Source organism: Streptomyces sp. HD, from assembly GCF_028369295.1.
GTDB lineage: Bacteria > Actinomycetota > Actinomycetes > Streptomycetales > Streptomycetaceae > Streptomyces.
The window spans coordinates 104,195-126,664 of sequence record NZ_JAQMYP010000012.1; the positions used below are offsets into that span (position 1 = coordinate 104,195).

15 protein-coding genes are annotated in these 22,470 nt (G+C 70.9%); 7 read left to right on the forward strand and 8 right to left on the reverse strand.

The window, feature by feature from the left end:
• From POF73_RS14495 to fxsT, 4 genes are all read left to right on the forward strand, one after another.
• The gene (locus tag POF73_RS14495; RefSeq protein WP_272115153.1) at positions 1-3,273 is read left to right on the forward strand and encodes a tetratricopeptide repeat protein; all 3,273 of its coding nucleotides are present in this window, start codon (positions 1-3) and stop codon (positions 3,271-3,273) included.
• Positions 3,270-3,422, forward strand: a complete 153-nt coding sequence (locus POF73_RS14500) for a hypothetical protein (protein ID WP_272115154.1) — start codon at positions 3,270-3,272, stop codon at positions 3,420-3,422. The genes POF73_RS14495 and POF73_RS14500 overlap by 4 nt, the downstream gene beginning before the upstream one ends.
• A complete protein-coding gene (locus POF73_RS14505; RefSeq protein ID WP_272115155.1) occupies positions 3,419-4,618 on the forward strand; it encodes an FxsB family cyclophane-forming radical SAM/SPASM peptide maturase in 1,200 nt (399 codons plus the stop codon). Before POF73_RS14500 ends, POF73_RS14505 begins: the two co-directional genes overlap by 4 nt.
• Positions 4,619-4,729: 111 nt before the next feature.
• Entirely contained in the window at positions 4,730-7,690 is a 2,961-nt protein-coding gene (gene fxsT / locus POF73_RS14510; protein ID WP_272115156.1) for an FxSxx-COOH system tetratricopeptide repeat protein, read from the forward strand.
• On the opposite strand, the gene POF73_RS14515 is transcribed toward fxsT, so the two are convergent.
• The 5 genes from POF73_RS14515 to POF73_RS14535 form a co-directional block, all read right to left on the reverse strand.
• The gene (locus POF73_RS14515; RefSeq protein WP_272115157.1) at positions 7,691-8,272 is read right to left on the reverse strand and encodes a hypothetical protein; all 582 of its coding nucleotides are present in this window, start codon (positions 8,270-8,272) and stop codon (positions 7,691-7,693) included.
• Between the two features lie 77 nt (positions 8,273-8,349).
• A complete protein-coding gene (locus POF73_RS14520; RefSeq protein WP_272115158.1) occupies positions 8,350-12,141 on the reverse strand; it encodes a multifunctional oxoglutarate decarboxylase/oxoglutarate dehydrogenase thiamine pyrophosphate-binding subunit/dihydrolipoyllysine-residue succinyltransferase subunit in 3,792 nt (1,263 codons plus the stop codon).
• 291 nt (positions 12,142-12,432) lie between these two features.
• Positions 12,433-13,539, reverse strand: coding sequence for a sensor histidine kinase (locus POF73_RS14525; protein WP_272115159.1), 1,107 nt, complete (start codon positions 13,537-13,539; stop codon positions 12,433-12,435).
• A complete protein-coding gene (locus POF73_RS14530; RefSeq protein WP_030956984.1) occupies positions 13,536-14,273 on the reverse strand; it encodes a response regulator transcription factor in 738 nt (245 codons plus the stop codon). Before POF73_RS14530 ends, POF73_RS14525 begins: the two co-directional genes overlap by 4 nt.
• 133 nt (positions 14,274-14,406) lie before the next feature.
• Positions 14,407-15,084, reverse strand: a complete 678-nt coding sequence (locus POF73_RS14535) for a spermidine synthase (protein WP_272115224.1) — start codon at positions 15,082-15,084, stop codon at positions 14,407-14,409.
• Positions 15,085-15,276: 192 nt separating this feature from the next.
• Between POF73_RS14535 and POF73_RS14540 the strand changes: the two genes are divergently transcribed.
• A complete protein-coding gene (locus tag POF73_RS14540) occupies positions 15,277-16,203 on the forward strand; it encodes a rhomboid-like protein (RefSeq protein WP_272115160.1) in 927 nt (308 codons plus the stop codon).
• Here the strand turns inward: POF73_RS14540 and POF73_RS14545 are convergent.
• The gene (locus POF73_RS14545; protein ID WP_272115161.1) at positions 16,186-16,980 is read right to left on the reverse strand and encodes a GNAT family N-acetyltransferase; all 795 of its coding nucleotides are present in this window, start codon (positions 16,978-16,980) and stop codon (positions 16,186-16,188) included. The genes POF73_RS14540 and POF73_RS14545 overlap by 18 nt on opposite strands.
• Before the next feature lie 169 nt (positions 16,981-17,149).
• On the opposite strand from POF73_RS14545, the gene lon reads away from it, so the two are divergent.
• The gene (lon, locus tag POF73_RS14550; protein WP_272115162.1) at positions 17,150-19,573 is read left to right on the forward strand and encodes an endopeptidase La; all 2,424 of its coding nucleotides are present in this window, start codon (positions 17,150-17,152) and stop codon (positions 19,571-19,573) included.
• A gap of 98 nt (positions 19,574-19,671) precedes the next feature.
• Here the strand turns inward: lon and POF73_RS14555 are convergent, their stop codons facing one another.
• Complete coding sequence (locus POF73_RS14555) at positions 19,672-20,523, reverse strand: lysozyme (RefSeq protein WP_272115163.1); 852 nt, start codon at positions 20,521-20,523, stop codon at positions 19,672-19,674.
• A gap of 228 nt (positions 20,524-20,751) precedes the next feature.
• On the opposite strand from POF73_RS14555, the gene POF73_RS14560 reads away from it, so the two are divergent.
• Entirely contained in the window at positions 20,752-21,246 is a 495-nt protein-coding gene (locus tag POF73_RS14560) for a MarR family winged helix-turn-helix transcriptional regulator (RefSeq protein ID WP_272115164.1), read from the forward strand.
• A gap of 24 nt (positions 21,247-21,270) precedes the next feature.
• On the opposite strand, the gene POF73_RS14565 is transcribed toward POF73_RS14560, so the two are convergent.
• Positions 21,271-22,059 carry a protein phosphatase 2C domain-containing protein gene (locus tag POF73_RS14565; protein ID WP_272115165.1) on the reverse strand — a complete coding sequence of 263 codons (789 nt, stop codon included), beginning with the start codon at positions 22,057-22,059 and terminating at the stop codon, positions 21,271-21,273.
• Positions 22,060-22,470: the final 411 nt, after the last annotated feature.

The following is a 22,470-nucleotide window of genomic DNA, read 5'->3' on the forward strand; positions in this document are numbered from 1 at the left end:
ATGACCCCCCGCGCCCCCGGCACCCCGCCCAGCGGCGTGAGCCCCGTGCTCACGGCGCTGGTCGCGCGGCTGCGGGACGCGGGCATCACACCCGGCGTCGAGGAGCTGGCGGACGCCCTGTGGCTGGCCCGCTGGCTGCCTCCCTCCGCGACACCGCCCGACCGGACGGGAACGACCCCCCTCGTCGACCCGGAGCCACCTGCAGGCCCCGACACCCTCGCCCCGCACCCGCCCCAGCCCGTGGGCCCGCCCACCGAGGACGCCGAGCCCCGGCAACCCGACAGCGCCCGCCTGTTCGCACCCGGCCCGGGCGGCGCAGGCACCGACACCCGGACCACCCCGGTCCGCGTCCCGGCCGCCCCGGCCCTGCCCGAACCCCTCGCACTGCAAAGAGGGTTACGGCCGCTCCAGCGCTACCGCGCCCCCGTACGCCCCGTTCCACGCACCCTCGACGAACGCGCCACCGCCGAGCGCGCCGCCGAGTCCGGGCTCGTCCTGCCCGTCCTGCGCACCGACCGGCGCCGCGAGGCCCGCCTGCTGCTCCTGATGGACGTCTCCACCTCGACGGTCGTATGGCAGCAGGCCCTCGACGAACTGCGGCAGGTGTGCGCCCGAGCCGGCGCCTTCCGCGAGGTGCAGGTGCGCTACCTCCACGAGACGCCCGGCGGTCGGCCCGGCTGTGCGGCCACCCCGGAGCCGGGTGCCGCCCTGCACGCCCCGGAGCAGCTCAGCGACCCGACCGGGCGGCGCGTCACCCTGGTCCTCAGCGACTGCGCCGGGCCCATGTGGCGCAGCGGACAGGTGCAGCGGCTGCTGCACCGCTGGGCCGCGACGGCGCCCGTGGCCGTCGTACAGCCACTGCCGCAGCGGATGTGGCTGCGCACCCATCTGCCCGCCCGGCGGGGGATGTTGCACCGGCGTGAGGGGCCCGCCGGGTCGCTGGTGTTCCGGTCCGACAAGGGGCCGGTGTACGCCGGGGCGCTGCCCGTTCCGGTGCTCGCGCTGCGCCGGGAGTCGGTGGAGGGCTGGGCGCGGCTGGTGTCCGGGGCAACCGGGCAGTCGCTGTCCGCCGCGGCCGGCTGGGTGCGGGCGGACCATCCCGCGTCGGCGGCACCGGTGCGGGCCGCGCAGGAGCGCAGCGGAGCGGACCGCGTCCGCGCGTTCTGGCGTCCGGCGTCGTCCGAGGCGCGGCGGCTGGCGGTGTATCTGTCCGCGGTGCCGCTGTATCTGCCGGTGATGCAGCTCGTCCAGCACGCCATGCTGGCCGGGAGCGGGCCGGACGTGCTGTCCGAGGTGCTGCTGAGCGGGCTGCTGCGGCGGCGGGAGGACGCGGACGATCCGCGGGCCGTCCAGTACGAGTTCCTGCCCGGTGTGGCCACCGAGCTGCGGTCACGTCTGTCGGTCGACGAGGTGGAGCTGCTGCTCAAGCACTGCTCCGAGTACGTGGAGCGGAAGTTCGGGCGCAGCGCGCGCAACTTCCCCGCGCTGGCGGGAGCGTTCCTGCGGGGCGCCGTACCGCCCGACCCGGGTCCGCTGACCGGTTCGGCGGAGCGGGAGCCGGCCGGGCTGCGGGCGTTCGCCGAGGTGTCGGCGGAGGTGCTGCGGGATCTCGGGGCGCGGTTGCCGGCGGTGCCGGTGGCGCCGGGTCAGGGCGTACAGGAACTGCTGGCGCAGGGGCGGCAGGCGCTCGCGCGGTTCGAGGGCGAGGGACTCACCCGGGAACTCGATTCCGCGGTGAGGTGTCTGCGGCAGTCGGTGATGGTGGCGCGGTCGGAGAGTGAACGGGCCGCGGCGCGTGCGGAGTTGGCCCGTGCACTCCTTGCCCGGTGGCGGGTGCGGCGGGTGCGGGAGGACCTGCGGGACGCCTGGGAGGCGGTCGCAGGGCAGACCCTCACCGCGCACGGGCGACTCGTCCTCGGGCTGGTGTACTGGGCGCAGGCGCAGGAGGTGCGAACGAGCGGGGTCGGTTTCGACGGCATTCCGGAGAGCCTGCGGGAGTGGGCCCCGAGCCAGCCGGGGCGGGCGCAGGAGCATGCGCTGGCCGTGCTGCTGTATCTGGCCGACGACAACCTCGGCGCGGTCCTGGCCGACGAGGACACGGAGGCGGCGGTACCGGAACGGCGCAGAGCAGCCGCGGAGGCGCTGACGGGCGTGCGGCGGGCCGTGGCCGAGTTGGGGCCGGGAGTCTGGGGGGACGGCGAGCCCGTCGTCACCGCCGAGGACTGGCATGTGCTGCATCTGCACCGGGCCGTCGACGCGGCCGGTGTGTGGTTCGAGCTGTCCGGCTCGGCGCTCGCTCTGGTCGCCCGGGGGCGGCTGTGGCTGGACCTGGCCCGGCAGCACGAGCGGCATGCGGAGGTCGCCGCCGACGCGGCCGCCAGCGCGGCCGAGGATCTGATGGAGGCGGTCCGGGACGAGACCGCCCTGCCGGCCGCCGAGCGCGCCCGGGTCTGGCTGGATGTGGCGGCCGCCGTCGAGATCCCGCAGCCCGAGCGCGAGGAGAGCCTGCTGCTGTACGCGGTGGAGCAGGCCCACCAGGCCGCGGGCGACGACGCGGAGCTCAGGTTCGAGTGCCTGGTACGGACCGGGCGGATCCACCACGGCCGCTACGAGCAGTCCGGATCGCTGGCCCAGCTGCACCGAGCCGTCGAGGCATGGGAACCGGCCCTCCAACTCCTCGGTGAGGACGACCCCCGGCGGCTCGGGGTGCTGACCGACCTAGGCCTGGCACTACAGGCCCGGTTCGGCCTGCGGGGCGAGGGCGAGGACATCGCGAGGAGCATCGATCACCTGCGTCAGGCGGTCGACGAGTGCATGCCGGACGAACCCCGTCTCCCATGGCTGCGCCTGTACCTGGGGCGCGCCCATTACCAGCGCTACCTGCTCACCAGCGTGCTGACCGACCTGTACGAGGCCGACTGGCTGTTCGCGGAGGCGGCTCGCGGTGCCGAGGACCCGTGGTTCCTCACGGAGTGCCACAGCAACCGTGGGAGGGTGTCCCGGCAGCTGTACGAGCGCACAGAAGCGATCACGCATCTGCACAAGGCGATCGAATTCTTCAATCGGGCAGTCGAGTACGCCGAGGAGGCCGACGACGACGAGTTGGTGGCCGAAGCCCTCAGGAGGCGCGGCCAGGCGCGCGAGTCACAGGGCAGGCCCAGGACGGCCCTGGCCGACTACGACCGTGCCCTGCGCCTGACGAACGACCGCGAGCGCACCCTCTTCCTCCGTCTGCGCGTCTCCCGCCTGTCCCCCGAAACGGCCGTCGAGTGACCCTCCCCACCGACAACACCCACATACCCCTCCCGGAGCTCACCCGGCCCGACCAAACCGACCACCCGGTACTGGCCGTGATCCTCGCCGAGCTCCGCACCCGAGAGGGGGAGTCCCTCGTCGTCGCCCACTATGAAGACGCGCCATGACGACCCATCCCCACCCGCCCTGGCCGTACGCCCTTCTCGACATCACGGCCCACCGGCCCGTCCCGTTCCGGCAGTTCGTGCTGAAGGTGCACGGCCGGTGCAACCTCGACTGCACCTACTGCTACCTCTACCAGGGCCCCGACCACGGCTGGCGCGACCGTCCGGCGAGCACCCCCGCCCGTACCGTGCGTCGCACGGCGGCCCGGATCGCCGAGCACGTCCGCACCCACCGCCTCGACGCCATCCGCATCGAACTGCACGGCGGCGAACCCCTCCTCACCGGCCCCGACCCGGTCCTGGCCTACGTCGACGCGGTACGCGCGGCCGTCGACTGCCGGGTCACCGCCACCGTCCAGACCAACGGCACCCGCCTGACGGACCGGGCCCTCGACCGCCTCGCCGGTGCCGGAGTCCGGGTCGGCCTCAGCCTCGACGGCGGCCGGGCCGCGCACAACGCCCGCCGCGTCGACCACGCCGGACGCCCCGCCTGGCCCGCCGCCCGCGCAGCGGCCCGGCGACTGGCGGCGCGCCCGGAGTCGTACGCCGGAATCCTCTGCACGATCGACCTGGCCGCCGATCCCCTGGACGTCTACCCCTCGCTCCTCGAACTGCGCCCGCCCGGCGTCGACTTCCTGCTCCCGCACGCCAACTGGGACCGTTCGCCCCCGGGTCTGCCCAGCAGCCCGCCCGGCAGGCACCGCCCGCACCCCACCCCCTACGGCGACTGGCTCGCCGCCCTCTTCGACGCCTGGTGGGACGAGGAGCGGCTCACCACACGCATACGGCTGTTCCAGGAGATCGCGGGGCTGCTCCTCGGCGCGCCCAGCAGGGCCGAGGCCGTGGGACTGTCGCCGATGGCCGCCGTCGTGGTGGAGACGGACGGCGCCATCGAGCAGGTCGACTCGCTCAGGTCGGCGTACGAGGGCGCCTCGGAGACCGGGCTCGACGTGTACGAGCACTCCTTCGACGACGCCCTGCGCCATCCCGGCGTCGCCGCACGGCAACTGGGGGAGCGGGCCCTGGCCGAGGAGTGTCTGGCGTGTCCCGTGGGGAAGGTGTGCGGGGGCGGGAACTATGTGCACCGGTACGCTCCCGGGACCGGGTTCCGGCACCCCAGTGTCTACTGCGCCGACCTGGAGCGGCTCGTCCGGCACATCGCGCACCGGCTGCAGCGGACGTCCGGGAAGGCCCGGTGACCTGAGCGATGCTCTACTCGGTGCAACTCGGCACCTCTGGAACCGATTTGACGCACAATTGAATAACCTGTGCACACTCGTGACCAGGTTCAGTCGAGGGGAAACGGCGAGATGGCGGCAGAACTCGGACATGTCACGGTCGTCTTCGCCGGACAGAGCGAGTCCTGGGCCAAGTGGATCGACCACCAGATCCGGGCCGCGGGACGGGGCACCACGCTGATCAGGTGGAACCCGCTGCGGCGACCCCCGACCGCCGAGGCCTTCACCGACCTGCTGAGCGCGCCGGGACGCGTCCTGCTGGTGATAGACGACTGGCACGAGCGGCTGGGCAACGAGCGGTTCGAGGCGTGGGCCGAGGCCCTGCGGCAGGTGCTGCCGGCGTACCAGGACCGCATGGCCGCGGTCAGCATCACCGCACGGCCGATGCCCGAGGCCGTCATCGCGCTGGCCCCCGTCGAACTGCGCGGACTGCGCCCCGAGGTGGCGCGCAGCCGGATCCTGGAGTGCGCGGGCATCGCCGCCCCGGGCACCCTGATCGACCTGCGCCGCGGCCCGCGCTTCCCCGACGATCCGCCGGACGTCTGGCAGGTCCCGCGCCGCAACCGCCGCTTCGTCGGCCGCACCGAACTGCTGGAGAAGGTCTACGGCGCCTTCTCCGCCGCCGGTGCCGACGGCGCCGCCGTGGCGCTGCTCGGCCCGGGCGGCTTCGGCAAGACCCAACTGGCCCTGGAGTACGTCCACCGGTTCGCCGGCGAGTACGACATCGTCTGGTGGGTCAACGCCGCCCAACGCGTCACCGCACGCCAGCAGTTCGCTGACCTCGCGGCAGCCCTGGGCGTGCAGGACTCCGGCGACCTCGCGACCACCATCACGGCCGTCCGCCGTGAACTCGACCGCACCGCCCGGCCCTGGCTGCTCGTCCTGGACGGCGCCGGCGACCCGGAGCGGCTCACCGACCTGTTGCCCGAGGGACGCGGCCACATCCTCGTCACCACGCTCAGCAGCGAGTGGGGCGCGCATGCCGAGACCATCGCCGTACCGGCCTTCGAGCGCCGGGAGAGCATCGCCTTCGCCGAGCGCCGTACGGAACGCCTCAGCGACGCCCAGGCCGCGCGGCTCGCCGAGGCCGTCGAGGACATGCCCCTGCTGCTCGACCAGACGGCCGCCTGGCTGGACATCAACCCGACGGTGCCGGTCGACGACTACATCCGGGACATCCGCGACGGCCGCCCGGACCGCTTCGGCGTCATGGCCTCCGGCCAGTACCCGCAGAGCTTCGAGGTCGCCTGGGCCAAGCTCGTCAACACCCTGCGCGAGGGCTCGGAGTCCGCCTGGCAGCTGCTCAACCTGCTCGTCTGCTTCTCGCACGACGTGGTGCCGGTACGGCTGCTGCAGACCGCCCGGCACAGCGACCTGCCCGCCGAACTGGCCGAGCTGATCGCCGAGCCCAGCAGCTGGAACACCGCGCTGCGCCGACTGTCCGAGATCACCTCCATGCGGATCGAGTACGAAGCCGGGCCGCGGATGGACACCCAGACCGTCGGCACCCTGCGCATGCACCGGCTCTTCCACCGCTTCGTACGGTCCATCCAGTCGCCCGCCGACGCCGACCGCTACTCGGCAGCCGCTCGCAAGGTCCTCGTCTCCGCCGACCCGCGAGACTCCTCCTCGGCCGGCAACTGGGCCCGCTACGCCGCCCTCATCCCGCACCTGGAACCCTCACGGGCCCTGGAATCGGACGACGACGACGCGCGCGAACTCGTCCTCAACTGCATCGAGTACCTGCGGATGCGGGGCGAGTACCACGACGGCTGGGTGCTCAGCCGCAAGGCCGTCGAGCACTGGCGGGCCAGCTCCGGCGCCACCGACCGCTCGGTGCTCGTCGCCATCCACCAGCACGCCAACATGCTGCGCAGACTGGGCAAGTACGAGGACGCAGAGACCGTCGGCCGCGAGGTCCTCGCACGGCTCGAACGCGCCGAGGACGTACGGCCGATCGAAGTGATCCGCGCCAAGGACGGCCTCGGCGGCACCCTCATGGCACTCGGCCGGTACCCGGACGCCCGCGGCCTGTTCGAGGAGGCCGCGTCGGGCGCCGCCGCGGAACTCGGCGGCGAGCAGGTGCCCCGCACCCTCGCCATCCGCAGCAACCTCGCCGTCGCCATCGGCCTGCAGGGCCACTACACCGAATCACTAGCCCTGCACCGCGGGATCTACGACGCCCGCCTGGAACTCCTCGGCGAACGCGACCCCCTCACCCTCAACTCCGAGCTGCGCATGGCCTGGATGCTGCGCCTGCTCGGCCGGTACCGCGAGGCACTGACCATCCAGGGCTACAACTCCCGTGTCCACAGCCAGATCCTGGACCGCGCCCACGGCCAGACCCTGCTCGCCGAGCACAACCTCGCGCTGTGTGCCCGCCGGGTCGGAGATCTGCAGTTCGCACACGCCATGCTGCGCGGGGTCCGCAGGAAGATGATGAGCCGCCGCGGTCCGCTGCACCCGGAGACGCTGATGGTGTCCTGCGACTACGCCATGCTGCTGCGCGACCTGGAGCGCACCGAGGAGGCCAGGGACCTGGCCGACGCCACCGCCACCCACTACGCCGCCCAGCTGGGCGAGCGCCACCCGTACACGATCGGCGCCCGGGACAACGTCGCCATCGTCATGCGGGACATGGGCGAGAACCGGGCCGCACTGGAGCTGTCGAGGCGGACCGCGCGTCAGATGCGGCGGGCGGTCGGCCGGGACCACCCCTGGACCATCGGCTGCGCCAAGAACGAGGTCGCCGCCCTGGCCGCCGTAGGAGACATAGAGGCCGCGGCCACGCTGGGCCGGGAGACGGCCGACCGTTCCGCGCGCGTCCTCGGCGACGCGCACATGCTCACCATCAGCCTGCGGACCGGGCTTGCGCTCGACCTGGCCGAGCTGGGCGAGCGGGAGGAGTCCGAGGCGCTGCACCGGGACGCGGTGGCCCGTCTCACCTCACTCCTCGGCGCCGACCACCCGCACACCCGCCACATCCTCGAACGGCACCGGCCGTACTGGGACTTCGAGCCCCAGCCGATCTGATCAGCCGAGCGGCGGAGCCGGCGGTACGTACCTCAGCCGCCCGTCGGGTTCGGTCACCGGCAGGAAACCGGCGGCCTCCAGCAGGGCGGCGTGCTTGGCCCGGTAGCGCCGGTTGACGACGTACAGGACCGGGACGAGGGCCATCAGCACGGCCCAGACGCCGCCGCCGATGACGGGGCCGAACCTGAGAGCGGGGCCCAGGGCCAGCAGGGTGAACCCGACCGCCGTGATCGCGGCCATCTGCTTCTCGGTGAACCGGGTGGCCAGGTCGTAGCCGATCCGCGCCTTGAACAGCGCCACAGCGCCGGGATCCAGCGGCGGCAGTGCGCCGCCGAGAGCGGCGTCGGGGTACCGCGCCCAGTTCTCCGCCGCCCGCGCACGGGCCTGGGGGCTGGGGTCGGGCACGACCCGGAGCAGATACTTCCGCTCCCGCTGCCGTACCTCCGTGTATTCGTACCCGAACTGCTGGGCGTAGAAGGCGAGTCGGGAGAGCGCCCTGATGGTTCCCATGGCGCTGGTGGCCTCGACGGGTTCACCGCCGCTCATCCGGCCGAGCATCTTCCGGATGTACCGCTGGCCCATGGACGTCCTTTCGATTCAGCCGGGAAGGGCCCGGCCCCCACAACGGGGACCGGGCCCTTCACCAGTTGTTCCGGGTCTTACGCGTCGAACACCTCACGCACCAACTGCTCCTGCTCGGCCTGGTGCCGCTTCGCGGAACCGACGGCCGGGGACGAGCCGTGCGGGCGGGAGATGCGGCGCAGGCGCTCGCCGTGCGGGACGTCGGCGCCGACCGCGAGGTCCAGGTGGTCGATCAGGTTGAGCGCGATGAACGGCCACGCTCCCTGGTTCGCCGGCTCCTCCTGGGTCCACAGGTACTTCTCGGCGTTCGGGTACTTGGCGATCTCGGCCTGGAGCTCGGCACCCGGCAGCGGGTACAGACGCTCGATGCGGATGATCGCCGTGTCCGTGACGCCGCGCTTCTTCCGCTCGGCCTCAAGGTCGTAGTAGACCTTGCCGGCGCAGAAGACGACCTTCTTCACGGCGGCCGGGTCGACCGACGCGTCGCCGATGACCGGCTGGAACTGCCCGGTCGTGAACTCCTCCGCCTTCGACGCGGCGGCCTTCAGACGCAGCATCGACTTCGGCGTGAAGACCACCAGCGGCTTGTGGTGCGGGTTGTGCACCTGCCACCGCAGGAGGTGGAAGTAGTTCGACGGCAGGGTCGGCATCGCGACCGTCATGTTGTTCTGCGCGCACAGCTGGAGGAACCGCTCCGGGCGGGCGGACGAGTGGTCCGGGCCCTGGCCCTCGTAGCCGTGGGGGAGGAGCAGGACGACGCCGGAGGTCTGGCTCCACTTCTGCTCCGCCGACGAGATGAACTCGTCCACGACCGTCTGGGCGCCGTTGACGAAGTCGCCGAACTGGGCCTCCCACATCACCAGCGCGTCGGGACGCGCCAGGGAGTAGCCGTACTCGAAGCCCATCACCGCGTACTCGGACAGGAGGGAGTTGTAGACGTTGTAACGCGCCTGGTCCTCCGACAGGTACTGCAGCGGCGTGTACTCCTCGCCGGTCTCCCGGTCGATGATCACCGCGTGCCGCTGACCGAAGGTGCCGCGCTGCGAGTCCTGGCCGGAGAGCCGGACCGGGACGCCTTCCAGCAGCAGCGAGCCGACCGCGAGGGTCTCGCCCATGCCCCAGTCGATGGTGCCGTCCTCGACCATCGATGTCCGGCGCTGCAGCTGCGGCAGCAGACGCGGGTGGACGGTGATGTGGTCGGGGATGTTGACCTGGGACTCGGCGATCCGCTTGACGACCTCCGTGGTCACCGCGGTGCTCACGGCGACCGGGAACTCGGCCTGCGGGTCGGCGGGCGCCGCGGCGGGCGGCTGCGCGGTGGCCTCGCGGACCTCCGTGAAGACCTTCTCCAGCTGGCCCTGGTAGTCCTGCAGCGCCTGCTCGGCCTCTTCCAGGGTGATGTCGCCGCGACCGATGAGGGACTCGGTGTACAGCTTGCGCACCGAGCGCTTCTTGTCGATCAGGTCGTACATCAGCGGCTGGGTGAAGGCCGGGTTGTCGGTCTCGTTGTGACCGCGGCGGCGGTAGCAGATGAGGTCGATCACCACGTCCTTGTTGAAGGCCTGGCGGAACTCGAAGGCCAGGCGCGCCGCACGGACGCAGGCCTCCGGGTCGTCGCCGTTCACGTGGAAGATCGGGGCCTCGATCATGCGGGCCACGTCGGTGGCGTACATCGACGAGCGCGAGGACTCCGGCGCCGCGGTGAAGCCGACCTGGTTGTTGATGACGATGTGGACCGTGCCGCCGGTGCGGTAGCCGCGCAGCTGCGACATGTTCAGGGTCTCGGCCACCACGCCCTGGCCCGCGAAGGCCGCGTCGCCGTGCAGGGCCACCGGCAGGACGGTGAAGTCGGTGCCGCCCTTGTTGATGATGTCCTGCTTGGCGCGGGAGACGCCCTCCAGGACCGGGTCGACCGCCTCCAGGTGCGAGGGGTTGGCGGTGAGCGAGACCTTGATCTGCTCGCCGTCCAGGCCGGTGAAGGTGCCCTCGGCGCCCAGGTGGTACTTCACGTCGCCGGAGCCGTGCATCGACTTCGGGTCGAGGTTGCCCTCGAACTCGCGGAAGATCTGCGCGTACGACTTGCCGACGATGTTCGCCAGAACGTTCAGCCGGCCGCGGTGGGCCATGCCGATGACGACCTCGTCGAGGCGGGACTCGGCGGCCGAGTCCAGCACCGCGTCGAGCAGCGGGATGACGGACTCGCCGCCCTCCAGGGAGAAGCGCTTCTGGCCGACGTACTTCGTCTGCAGGAAGGTCTCGAAGGCCTCCGCCGCGTTGAGCCGGCGCAGGATGCGCAGTTGCTCCTCGCGCTCCGGCTTGGTGTGGCCGCGCTCCACGCGGTCCTGGATCCACTTGCGCTGCTTCGGGTCCTGGATGTGCATGAACTCGATGCCGGTGGTGCGGCAGTACGAGTCGCGCAGGACGCCGAGGATGTCGCGCAGCTTCATCATCGACTTGCCGGCGAAACCGCCGACGGCGAACTCGCGCTCCAGGTCCCAGAGCGTGAGGCCGTGCTCGGTGATGTCCAGGTCGGGGTGCTTGCGCTGGCGGTACTCCAGCGGGTCAGTGTCGGCCATGACATGGCCGCGGACCCGGTAGGAGTGGATCAGCTCGAAGACCCGGGCGGCCTTGGTGACGTCGTCGTCGTGGCTGGCGTCGATGTCCTTGAGCCAGCGGACCGGCTCGTAGGGGATGCGCAGGGCCTCGAAGATGTCGTCGTAGAAGCCGTTCTCGCCGAGCAGGAGGTTCGCGACCTGGCGCAGGAACTCGCCGGAGGCCGCGCCCTGGATGACCCGGTGGTCGTAGGTCGACGTGAGCGTCATGACCTTCGAGATACCGAGCTTGTTCAGGGTGTCCTGGCTCGTGCCCTGGAACTCGGCCGGGTAGTCCATGGAGCCGACGCCCATGATGACCGACTGGCCGGGCATCAGACGCGGCACGGAGTGGACGGTGCCGAGGCCGCCGGGGTTGGTCAGGGAGACCGTGACACCGGTGAAGTCGTCCATCGTCAGCTTGCCGTCACGGGCGCGGCGGACGATGTCCTCGTAGGCCTGCCAGAACTCGAAGAAGTTCAGCGTCTCGGCCTTCTTGATGGCGGCCACGACGAGCTGGCGGTCGCCGTTGGGCTTCACCAGGTCGATGGCCAGGCCGAGGTTGACGTGCGCCGGCTTGATCAGCGTCGGCTTGCCGTCCTTCTCGCCGAAGGCGTAGTTCATCGACGGCATGGCCTTGATGGCCTGCACCATCGCGTAGCCGATCAGGTGCGTGAAGGAGATCTTCCCGCCCCGGGCGCGCTTCAGGTGGTTGTTGATGACGATGCGGTTGTCGAACAGCAGCTTCACCGGGACCGCGCGGACCGAGGTGGCGGTCGGCAGCTCCAGCGAGGCGTTCATGTTCTTCGCGACCGCGGCGGCCGGACCGCGCAGCGTCACCAGCTCGGGGCCGTCTGCCGACGGGGCGGCGGGTTCGGCCTTCTTCGGCTGGGCGGGCTTCGCGGCAGCGGCGGGCTTCGCCGGAGCGGGAGCCGGGGCCGGAGCGGCGGGCGCGGCGGCAGCGGGCTTCGGGGCCACGGGGGCCGGCGCCGGGACCGACGGGGCGGCCGGAGCAGCCGCTGCGGGCTTGGCGGCCGATGGGGTCTCTACGGCCCCCGCGGCCGCAGTACCCGCCGGAGCCGAGGCGGGAGCGCCCGGCTTGTAGTCGGCGAAGAAGTCCCACCAGGCGCGGTCTACCGAATTCGGGTCCTGGAGGTACTGCTGATAGATCTCGTCGACGAGCCACTCGTTCGGGCCGAACGCGGCTGCGGGATTCTTGCCCGCTTGGTCTGCGTCGGTCGAGATGCTCGATGCGTTACTGGGGGACTGTGGCGACACGGCGGCAACCGCCCTCTTCCGCTTCACAAGGTGATGGACAGCGGGAATAAAGGCTACGCCTCCATGGCCGGGAAGGTGAGGCTGAGCAAGGTCATCGTCGTGTAAGTCACATCGGAAAGCGTGTTTCGTGCCTGGAAATGGCGGGAAACAAGCGTGGTTCCGCTTCAGCGGACGTCAGATGGGATGCGTCGACCGGGGGCCGGCGCACCAAACGTGCGGGCCTCTCGCTGATCACACGTGTCCGTCAGCCAGGACGCACGTGGATCTTGTCGCTCCGCTTCGCACTTTACGTCAACTTGGTAGAGATGGTTGCCCTGGAAGTGTGACAAGAATCCGGCAACCACGCTCCGATTCGGCCACGCCGATCCGGCCGCCGTGCAGATCCACGGCCCAGCGCGCGATCGCCAGCCCCAGCCCCGTACCGCCGTCACTGCCCGGCCCGTGCGGCCGGATCACGGCACCCCGGTTGAAGCGCTCGAAGACCCGGTGCCAGTCCGACCTCGGGATGCCCGGCCCCTCGTCCAGGACCTCCAGCTCCAGCGACTCCGCGTGGGGCCCGCGCCGCGCCTTGACCGTTACGCGGCCGTGCGGCGGGCTGTGCTTGATCGCGTTGTCGATGAGGTTGGCGACGACCTGGTGGATGCGCTCGGGGTCGGCGTGCGCGGTCAGCTCCGGCGGGGACACGTCGAGGTGCAGATGGACGTCCGTACGGGTGTGGCTGCCGGAGCCCGACGCCATGCCCCCACGCGCCGAGGCGACCATGTTGGCCTCCTTCAGCACCCCGGACAGATACGGCCAGACCTCGAAGCGCCGCATGCGCAGCGGCACGACGCCGTTGTCCAGGCGGGACAGGTCAAGGAGGGTCTCCACCAGCCGCCCCAGCCGCTCGGTCTGCTTCAGGGCCGTGCGCATCGTCTCGGGGTCGGCCTCGGCGATGCCGTCGACCACGTTCTCCAGGACGGCCCGCAGGCCGGCGATCGGGGTGCGCAGCTCGTGCGAGACGTTCGCCACGAGTTCCTTGCGCTGCTGGTCCTGGGCCTCCAGCTCGTCGGCCATCAGATTGATGGTCTCGGCCAGGTCGCCCAGCTCGTCCCGGCGGTTCTCCCGCACCCGGCGGGTGTAGTCGCCCTGCGAGATGGACCGGGCCACCGTGTTCATCTCGTCCAGCGGCGCGGTGAGCGAATGGGCCACGAACTGCGTAATGAGCAGTGTGGCGATCATCGAGAAGACCGTGATGAAGCGCAGCTCCGTCTCGGTGCGCACAGCGAGCATCGACAACCCGGTGGTGATCAGCACCGCGATGACGACCAGTGCGCCCAGCTTGGTCTTGATCGAGAACGGACGTACGCCGCCCCAGGGTTCCCCGGGGCCTCTCCGTGCGGCCGGCCCGTCGCTCATGGCGTCGGTGTCTCCAGGGCGTAGCCCACGCCGTGCACGGTACGGATCCGCTCGGCACCGATCTTCCGGCGCAGGGCCTTGATGTGGCTGTCGACCGTCCGGGTGCCGGAGGCGTCCGCCCAGTCCCACACCTCGGCGAGCAGCTGCTCGCGCGAGAGCACCGCGCGCGGGGTGTTCGCCAGGCACACCAGGAGGTCGAACTCGGTCGGCGTGAGGTGAACATCCTCACTGCGCACCCGCACCCGCCGCTGCGCGTGGTCGATCTCCAGCTCGCCGAGCCGCAGGATGCCCGACCGCGGGGTCGTGGCGGCCAGCGCGGCCCGCTCCACGCGGCGCAGCAGCACATGCACGCGCGCCGCCAGCTCCCGCATCGAGAACGGCTTGGTCATGTAGTCGTCGGCGCCGACGCCGAGCCCGACCAGCATGTCGGTCTCGTCGTCGCGAGCGGTCAGCATCATCACCGGTACCGGCCGCTGGGCCTGTACCCGGCGGCAGACCTCCAGGCCGTCGAAGCCCGGCAGCATGATGTCGAGGATCAGCAGGTCGGGCTGCCATGCCTCCGCCGTGTCGACGGCCGCCGGACCGTCACCCGCGGTCTGCACGAGGAATCCCTCGGCGCGCAGACGGGCCGCGATGGCGTCCACGATGGTCGGATCGTCCTCGACCACGAGGACCCGGCGCTGCGCGCCGGGGGTCGCCGCCGTGCCGTTGTGGGAGGTGTGTGTCTGCTCCATCGCCCGCCCCAAAGTTGCTTTCCGGAATCCGTGGGGGTGATCCCGCTAACTGGCTATGCCTGCTCATGCTTGCGATTGACGCTTGAATGATCCGCGTCAGAGAAGCAGAGTACGGGGAGTTACCGTCCCAGGGCTATCCAGGTCGGACGGCGAGGTGCACGACGTCCGGAACGCCCCGGGCAACGGGGATCTCTTCGGTACGCACCTGTTGGAATCCGGCATTACGCAAGGTTTCTTCGAATTCCGGAGAGGGTCGGGCGGACCATACGGCGAGTACCCCGCCGGGCCTCAACGCCCCTGCACAGCCCGCGAGTCCATGGGATGAGTAGAGGCTGTCGTTGTCCTGGGTGACGGTCCAGTCGGGGCCGTTGTCGATGTCGACACACAGTGCGTCATACGTGTCGGAAGTCTCATGTACGTACGCCACGAGATCCGTTTCCAGAATCTCGGTGCGCGGGTCGGCGAGGGCGCGGGCGGAGAAGTCGGACAACGGCCCGTCCAGGTGCCAGCCGATAATCGCGCTCTCGCGCTCCACGACGGTGATCCTTCCCGGTCGCGGATCGGCCGCGGCATGTGCGAGCGAGAACCCCACTCCGAGCCCTCCGATCAGCACTTCCGGCTCCGGCCGCCCGTCCAGCGCGCCGAGCGCCGCGTCGATCAGCAGCCGCTCCGAACGGCCGTCCGAGGTGTCCATCAGGAAGCAGCCGTTCGCGATGATCTGCAGCAGCTCACCGTGGCGCCGCAGCACGACCTCGCCGTGGGGCCCAACGTGTCGGTCCAGGACTTCGGGGATGTCGTACGAAGTGGGCATCCGGTCATCCTGACAGCCGAGCCCCGGGCGGCCGAGGGAATTATCCCGGCCCGCCGTCGCCCTTACGGGTGAAGAGAGCCGGACGCGTGAGGTTGTTGAGAGGTTGCTGAGAATCGGCTCCCGCGTGGCGTCGGTCACAGACATGTGGGGGAAGTGGACCAAGGGTGGGGGAAACGGAAGGAGCGCCTCACCATGGAACACGCGGTGGCCGAGGGCGTGCCGCGCTCACGCTCGGCTTCGGAGGCAGTCCCTTCCGGCGCGGACGACGCGGACGTTTCCTCCCTCGCTCCGCACCACGTCGATGTGGCCGACCTGCTGGACGGGATGCCACGGCAGCGCGGACCGGCGAGAGCGACCGCGCGGCTTGCGCCGAGCCCGGCGCCGGGCATCGGCGGGCCCTGCGCGGCCCCGTCCGTCGCGGCCGAGGCGCTGAGGGCCGGGGGCGAGACCATCGAGTTGGTCGAGGCCGTCACCTCGTCCCGCCCCCGGGCCCTCCGCCCCTGGCGCCTCCTCCCCACTCCCGCCGGCACACCGTTCACCTGTGCCTATGCCGCTGTCCTGGTCGTCACGTCCCTGATCGTCAGTTACGCCGACCCCGACCTCGTCCACGCCCTCCTCAGGGGCTCCAGCACCGATGTGGTGCACCTCGTGCGGACGCCCATGCTGGTGCTGGTCGCCAGTGCGCTGTGGGTCGCGGGCGGGGTCCTGGCGCCGTACACGCTCTGCTTCCTGCTCGTGCTCACCGCGCTGGAGCGGCGGATCGGCGGCGTTCGCACGGCCGTCGTCTTCCTGCTCGGGCACGTCCTGGCCACCCTCGCGACCGAGGTGCCCGTGGGGCTCGCGGTGCTGACCGGCCACCTGCCCGCCGGCTCGCTGCAGCGCTTCGACTACGGCATAAGTTTCGGCGTCGCGACGAGCATCGGCGCGCTGGCCGGCCTGCTGCGGCCGTGGCTGGGCCTGCCTGTGCTGGCCCTGTTCGGCGGGATGCTGATCCAGGACCTGCTCGACCTCACGGACCCGCTGACCAACTGGGGACACCTGATCGCCCTGGTCATCGGGGTCGCGATGTGGCCACTGGTACGGCGATGGCATGCCTCGGGGTCAGCCGCCCTCGGGTGACCAGATGTACGGGGTGGTGGTCGTCACCGCCTCGAATCCCAGCCGCCGCAGGATGGGCGCGCTGTCGTCGGACGCGTCCACGTGCAGGTAGGTGACGCCGCGGGCGACGGCGAGTGCGGCTCGGGTCGCGACGAGCGCACGGTAGATGCCGCGGCCCCGCCACTCGGCCAGCGTCGACCCGCCCCACAGACTCGCGAACTCGGTGCCGGACCTGAAGACCAGCCAGGCGGCGGAGACGACCTCGCCGTCCGCCTCGGCGACATGGACGGAGATCTCATCGGGTGCCGCGGCGACGCGTCCTGTCAGGTCATCGGCGAGAAAGCTCATGTCGAAGCCCCAGACGGCCGACTCCAGCGCGGCGATCCGGCGCATGTCGGCGTCCGCGGTGACCTGGCGCAGCGTCACGCCGTGTGGCAGGGCGGGTTCTCGTACGGCCAGGTCGGCGACGCGGCCGACGAGCACCGTCTCCCGGGGCTCGGGCACGAAGCCCGCCGTGCTCAGCCGGTCGGCGAGGTCGGCCGGTTCGTCGTGACCCCGGATCTTCCACTCCACCGCCTCACCTCGCGCCGCGAAGAAGTCGCGCTGCCGGGCGATCAGCCGGTCGAGCTCGGCGTCGCGCACGCCGAGCGAACGCGGGCCGCTGACGAGGCCCCGAAAGCCGCCCACTATCCGCAGCAGCGGGCCGTCCTGTTCGTATGTCACCCCGGCGGGCGGGGTCGGGGGCGCGCCGCGCATCTGGTCGTCGTAGGCCGCGAGAAGGATCTCTGTGTCTGTCACGGGACGACGTTGGGGGAAGGCGCGGGACCCGGCAAGCGTTTATTGGTGAAAGGCGAGGTCACGGGCTGTCGGGCAAGTGATCGCTCACAGCGAACGGAGGGTGGGGAACATTCGGGCTCCCCCAGGCATTGAGTCGGCATAACTCAACTTGACTGCCTAAGGGGAGATCATGGCTTTGACGTCCACACCGCTCACCCTGCCCGTGCTGCCCCTCGACGACGAGGTCGTGCTGCCCGGAATGGTGGTCCCGCTGGACTTGAACGACGCCGATGTACGCGCCGCCGTGGAGGCCGCGCAGGCCGCCGCCCGGTCCCAGCCGGGAAAGCCACGGGTACTGCTGGTGCCACGCATCGACGGGACGTACGCGAGCACCGGTGTGCTCGGCACCGTCGAGCAGGTCGGCCGGCTGGCCGACGGTGACCCGGGCGCCCTGATCCGCGGCCGGGGACGGGTGCGGATCGGCGCCGGGACGACCGGGCCGGGTGCGGCGCTGTGGGTCGAGGGGGCGCGGATCGACGAGAGCGTGCCCGAGCCGCTGCCCGGCCAGGTCGGCGACTTGGTGAAGGAGTACAAGGCCCTCGCCACCGCCTGGCTGCGCAAGCGCGGCGCCTGGCAGGTCGTGGACCGCGTGCAGGCCATCGACGACGTCTCCGCCCTCGCCGACAACTCCGGGTACTCGCCCTTCCTCACCACCGAGCAGAAGGTCGAGCTCCTGGAGACCGCCGACCCGGTGGCCCGCCTCAAGCTCGCCACCCAGCAACTGCGCGACCACCTCGCCGAGCAGGACGTCGCCGAGACCATCGCCAAGGACGTCCAGGAGGGCGTCGACAAGCAGCAGCGCGAGTTCCTGCTGCGCCGTCAGCTCGAAGCCGTACGCAAGGAACTGCGCGAGCTGAACGGCGAGCAGGACGGCGAGGAGTCCGACGACTACCGCGCCCGCGTCGAGGCCGCCGACCTGCCGGAGAAGGTCCGCGAGGCGGCCCTGAAGGAGGTCGACAAGCTGGAGCGGTCCAGCGACCAGTCGCCCGAGGGTTCGTGGATCCGCACCTGGCTGGACACGGTCCTGGAACTGCCGTGGAACGAGCGAACCGATGACAAGGCCGCCGCGTACGACATCCAGGGCGCCAAGGGCGTGCTGGACGCCGAGCACGCCGGTCTGGAGGACGTGAAGGAGCGGATCACCGAGTACCTGGCGGTGCGCAAGCGCCGTACGGACCGGGGTCTGGGTGTCGTCGGCGGGCGGCGCGGCGGTGCCGTACTGGCGCTGGTCGGCCCGCCCGGCGTCGGCAAGACCTCGCTCGGCGAGTCCGTCGCGCACGCCATGGGGCGCAAGTTCGTCCGGGTCGCCCTCGGCGGCGTCCGCGACGAGGCCGAGATCCGCGGCCACCGCCGTACCTACGTCGGCGCGCTGCCCGGCCGGATCGTCCGTGCCATCAAGGAGGCCGGGTCGATGAACCCGGTGGTCCTCCTGGACGAGATCGACAAGGTGGGGTCCGACTTCCGGGGCGACCCGGCGGCGGCGCTCCTTGAGGTCCTGGACCCGGCGCAGAACCACACCTTCCGGGACCACTACCTGGAGGTGGAACTGGACCTGTCGGACGTGGTCTTCCTGGCCACCGCCAACGTCCTGGAGGCCATCCCGGAGGCCCTGCTCGACCGTATGGAGCTGGTCCGCCTCGACGGCTACACCGAGGACGAGAAGGTCGTCATCGCCCGTGACCACCTGCTCCCGCGTCAGCTGGAGCGGGCGGGCCTGGTGAAGGACGAGGTCGCCCTGGACGAGGGCGCCCTGCGCAAGCTGGCCGGCGAGTACACCCGCGAGGCGGGCGTCCGCAACCTGGAGCGGTCCATCGCGCGGCTGCTCCGCAAGGTCGCGGCGCAGCACGAACTGGGCGAGCGGAAGCTGCCGTTCACCGTCACGGACGGTGATCTGCGCGGCCTGATCGGCCGACCCCACCATGTGCCCGAGTCCGCCCAGGACCCGGCGGAGCGCCGTACGGCGGTGCCCGGCGTGGCGACGGGGCTCGCGGTGACGGGCGCGGGCGGTGACGTCCTCTTCGTGGAGGCCTCGCTGGCCGATCCGGAGACGGGCGCGGCGGGTCTGACGCTGACCGGCCAGCTGGGTGACGTGATGAAGGAGAGCGCACAGATCGCCCTGTCCTTCCTCCGCTCGCACGGCGCGGAACTGGAGCTGCCGGTCGCCGACCTGAAGGACCGGGGTGTGCACATCCACTTCCCGGCGGGCGCGGTGCCGAAGGACGGCCCGAGCGCAGGCGTCACGATGACGACCGCGCTGGCATCGCTGCTGAGCGGGCGGCTCGTCCGCACGGACGTGGCCATGACGGGCGAGGTGTCACTGACCGGCCGGGTGCTCCCGATCGGCGGCGTCAAGCAGAAGCTGCTGGCGGCCCATCGGGCGGGCGTGACGACCGTCGTCATCCCCAAGCGCAACGAGCCCGACCTGGACGACGTCCCGGCGGAGGTGCTGGACAAGCTCGACGTCCACGCCGTCACCGACGTCCGCCAGGTCCTGGAACTGGCGCTGTCGCCGGCGACGAACGGCGCGGCGCCGGAGGTTCCGGTCGCGGCGTGACGGACGCGACCGGATGGATGAAGGCCCGGGTTCTCGTGAGGGAGGCCCGGGCCTTCGCCGTACGGCGGGGGGCATACCTGGGTCGTACGGCGCTGGGGTCAGCCGTTCGCCAGGACCTTGAGGCGATCGACCGGCCCGTTGAACTTGTTGTGGTCGCCGACCGTCGGTCCGGAGGACGTGTACTGCCACATCGAGTGGAACTCCCAGCCCGCCGGCAGTTCGCCCACCGTCGACGCGTACCGGGCGATCCACAGCGGGTTGGTGGTGGCGAAACCGGAGTAGTTGCCGGTGCACTGCTTCCACCAGCTGGTGGCCGTGTAGACGACGGCGTCCCGGCCGGTGCGGGACTTGTACTGGTTCAGGAAGTCGCGGATCCAGGCGACCATCGCGCTCGGGGACTTGCCGTAGCAGGTGTCGCCGTACGGGTTCCACTCGATGTCGAGGGCGCCGGGCAGGGTCTTGCCGTCGCGGGACCAGCCGCCGCCGTTGTTGACGAAGAAGTTGGCCTGCGTTGCTCCACTCGTGGTGTCCGGCGTGGCGAAGTGGTAGGCACCGCGGATCATGCCGGCGTCGTAGGAGCCGTTGTACTGCTTGGCGAAGTACGGGTTCGTGTAGTACGTCCCCTCGCTGCCTTTCGTGTAGGCCCACTTCACCCCGCTGTTCCACAGGGTCGACCAGTCGACGTTGCCCTGGTAGCTGGAGACGTCCACGCCCTCCGTCTGGGTGGCAAGGGTCTTCAGGGGCAGACCGTGCACGCCGTCATGGGTCACGACGCCCATGCCCATGTAGGCGGAGCCACGGGGTGGGAAGTCGTCGTAGTCGTCGGCGGACGCGGGCGAGGGCTGGACGGCGAGGGCGAGCGAGAAGGTCAGGGAGAGGACGGCGGCGAGCGGGAGCCCGGCGCAGTGCGGGCGCTGAGGGCGGAGCGTTTCGAATCTGTGCACGGGCAATAGCGTGCCTCCGAAGACCCGGTGGTGCTCGGTGAGGGAAACGCGATGACCATGGCGCATACATGCCAAACCCGCGTTCCGATGGAGCGGTCAGACACGCAGAAGCGCAGGTGAAAGGGGGTTCGGAGGCTGCCTTTGGTCTGAGCCTGCGAAATACTGGCGGAGTTGTGGCATCGACGGGGGTCGGCGAAAACTTTCGGGACCGGGAAAGACGAGGCAGGGGCTGACGTGCACGAAGACGGAAACGGTGACGGACGGCGAGTCGACTCCGGAGCATCCGGTGTCGGTATGAACCAGCCCGAATTCCTCGACCTGGAACGCGAGTTGACGGTCCTGCTGCGACGCGCCCGGGCCAAGCAGGGCGAGATGGCCCGCGAGGTCCATCCGGATCTGGAGTCGGCTGCGTACGGCCTGTTGGTACGGCTGGGTGAGTGCGGGCGTCAGCGCGCCACGGAACTGGCCGCCTACATCGGCGTCGGAAAGGCCACGATGTCGCGTCAGCTGCGCGCCCTGGAGGACCTCGGGCTGGTCGCCAGGGAGCCGGACCCCGCGGACGGGCGGGCCTGGCTCGTGCACCTCACGGAGGAGGGGCGCGGCCGGGTCGCGAAGGTGCGGGAGGCCCGACGGGCCCGGTATGTCGAGCAGCTGTCCCACTGGGACCGGGAAGAGGTCGCCGAGCTGGCGCGGTTGCTGAACCAGCTGAACCGGGGGATGGAGAAGTAGGCCCGCGGAGGCACCGTCACAGGCTCACATCTCCGCGTACACGACCGTCGCATCGTCATGCGTCTTGCTCCGCCCCAGATACGTCCGCTCCTCGGCATCGGCCGTCTCCAGCACCCGCACCCGCTCCACCAGCGCCCGAGCCCCCTCCTTCCGTACGAAGGCGAAGCAGTCCTCCCAGTCCCCCTCCCGGAACTTCTCCACCCAGCGGGTCGCCCCGTCCGTCAGGGCGGCCAGCGCCCGTACCTCGGCTCGCGGCAGCACGCCCGTCACCGCCCGCTCCGCAACCGACGGATCCGCGGCGGCCGTGAAGAAGCCGCCCTCCTTGTTGCGGATGTGAGCGTCGATCAGCGCGTCCGTGGCCAGGGAGGCTCGGGGGAGGTTCGACAGACGGTCGTCGAGGTGGGGCGTGATCGTGCCGTCCGTCGACTCCACCAGCAGCGCGGAGTCCGAGAGGATCAGGTACTCCACCGCCTCCGCCGACCACCGGGCCACGACCACGGTTGCCTGTGGTGTGCGTGGGTGAGAAAGGTCACAGGTTTCCCGATGTGCGTCAGCGGTACGCGTGATGGCACGGGCCAGCGCGTCGGCGAGGGGAACATCCGGGAGTGAAACGGTCAGTTCGGTCAGGGCTCCGCCGAGCCGCGCGGTGAACCAGGGGACGGAATGCAGACAGCCCGTCCCGCTCCTCGGTGGCGTCACTCCGTCCAGGACCACCAGCGCGCCGCCCTGTCCCGAGGCGGGAAGTCCGACGCTCGCGAAGTCCTCGTTGGGGCGGGTGGGATCGCCGGGCTCGGAAGCAAGCTCTGTTCGCATTCGGCCAGTCTGCACGAGGCCTTCACAAGGTTCGCGAAGAGGTCGCATTGGTTCCCGAACAGGTGCAGTCGCGCAGGTCAGACGTCTGTTTTAGGGTGGAATGATTCGCTCCGAGGGAGCGTGGCGGCGAATCCTGCCATCGCCCGCCGCAGACGTCCAACCGGCCCGCCGCGCAAGGCGTGTGCACGCGCCAGAGGAACTTGCCCGCCAACTCCACTCCGGGGTTCACTCCTTCGGGTGGCGGGTCAGGTGATGCGCGGCTGTTGCCCACCGGCACTGGGAGGGTCGGGGACCGGTGAGAACACCCCCTGCTCGGGCGCTGCATCCATCAGCGAGCTCCGCTCACGGGCACGAGCTTGGGGGAGGGGTGTGCGTACGGTCGGCGGTAGTTGACGACGCGTCATCCGGACC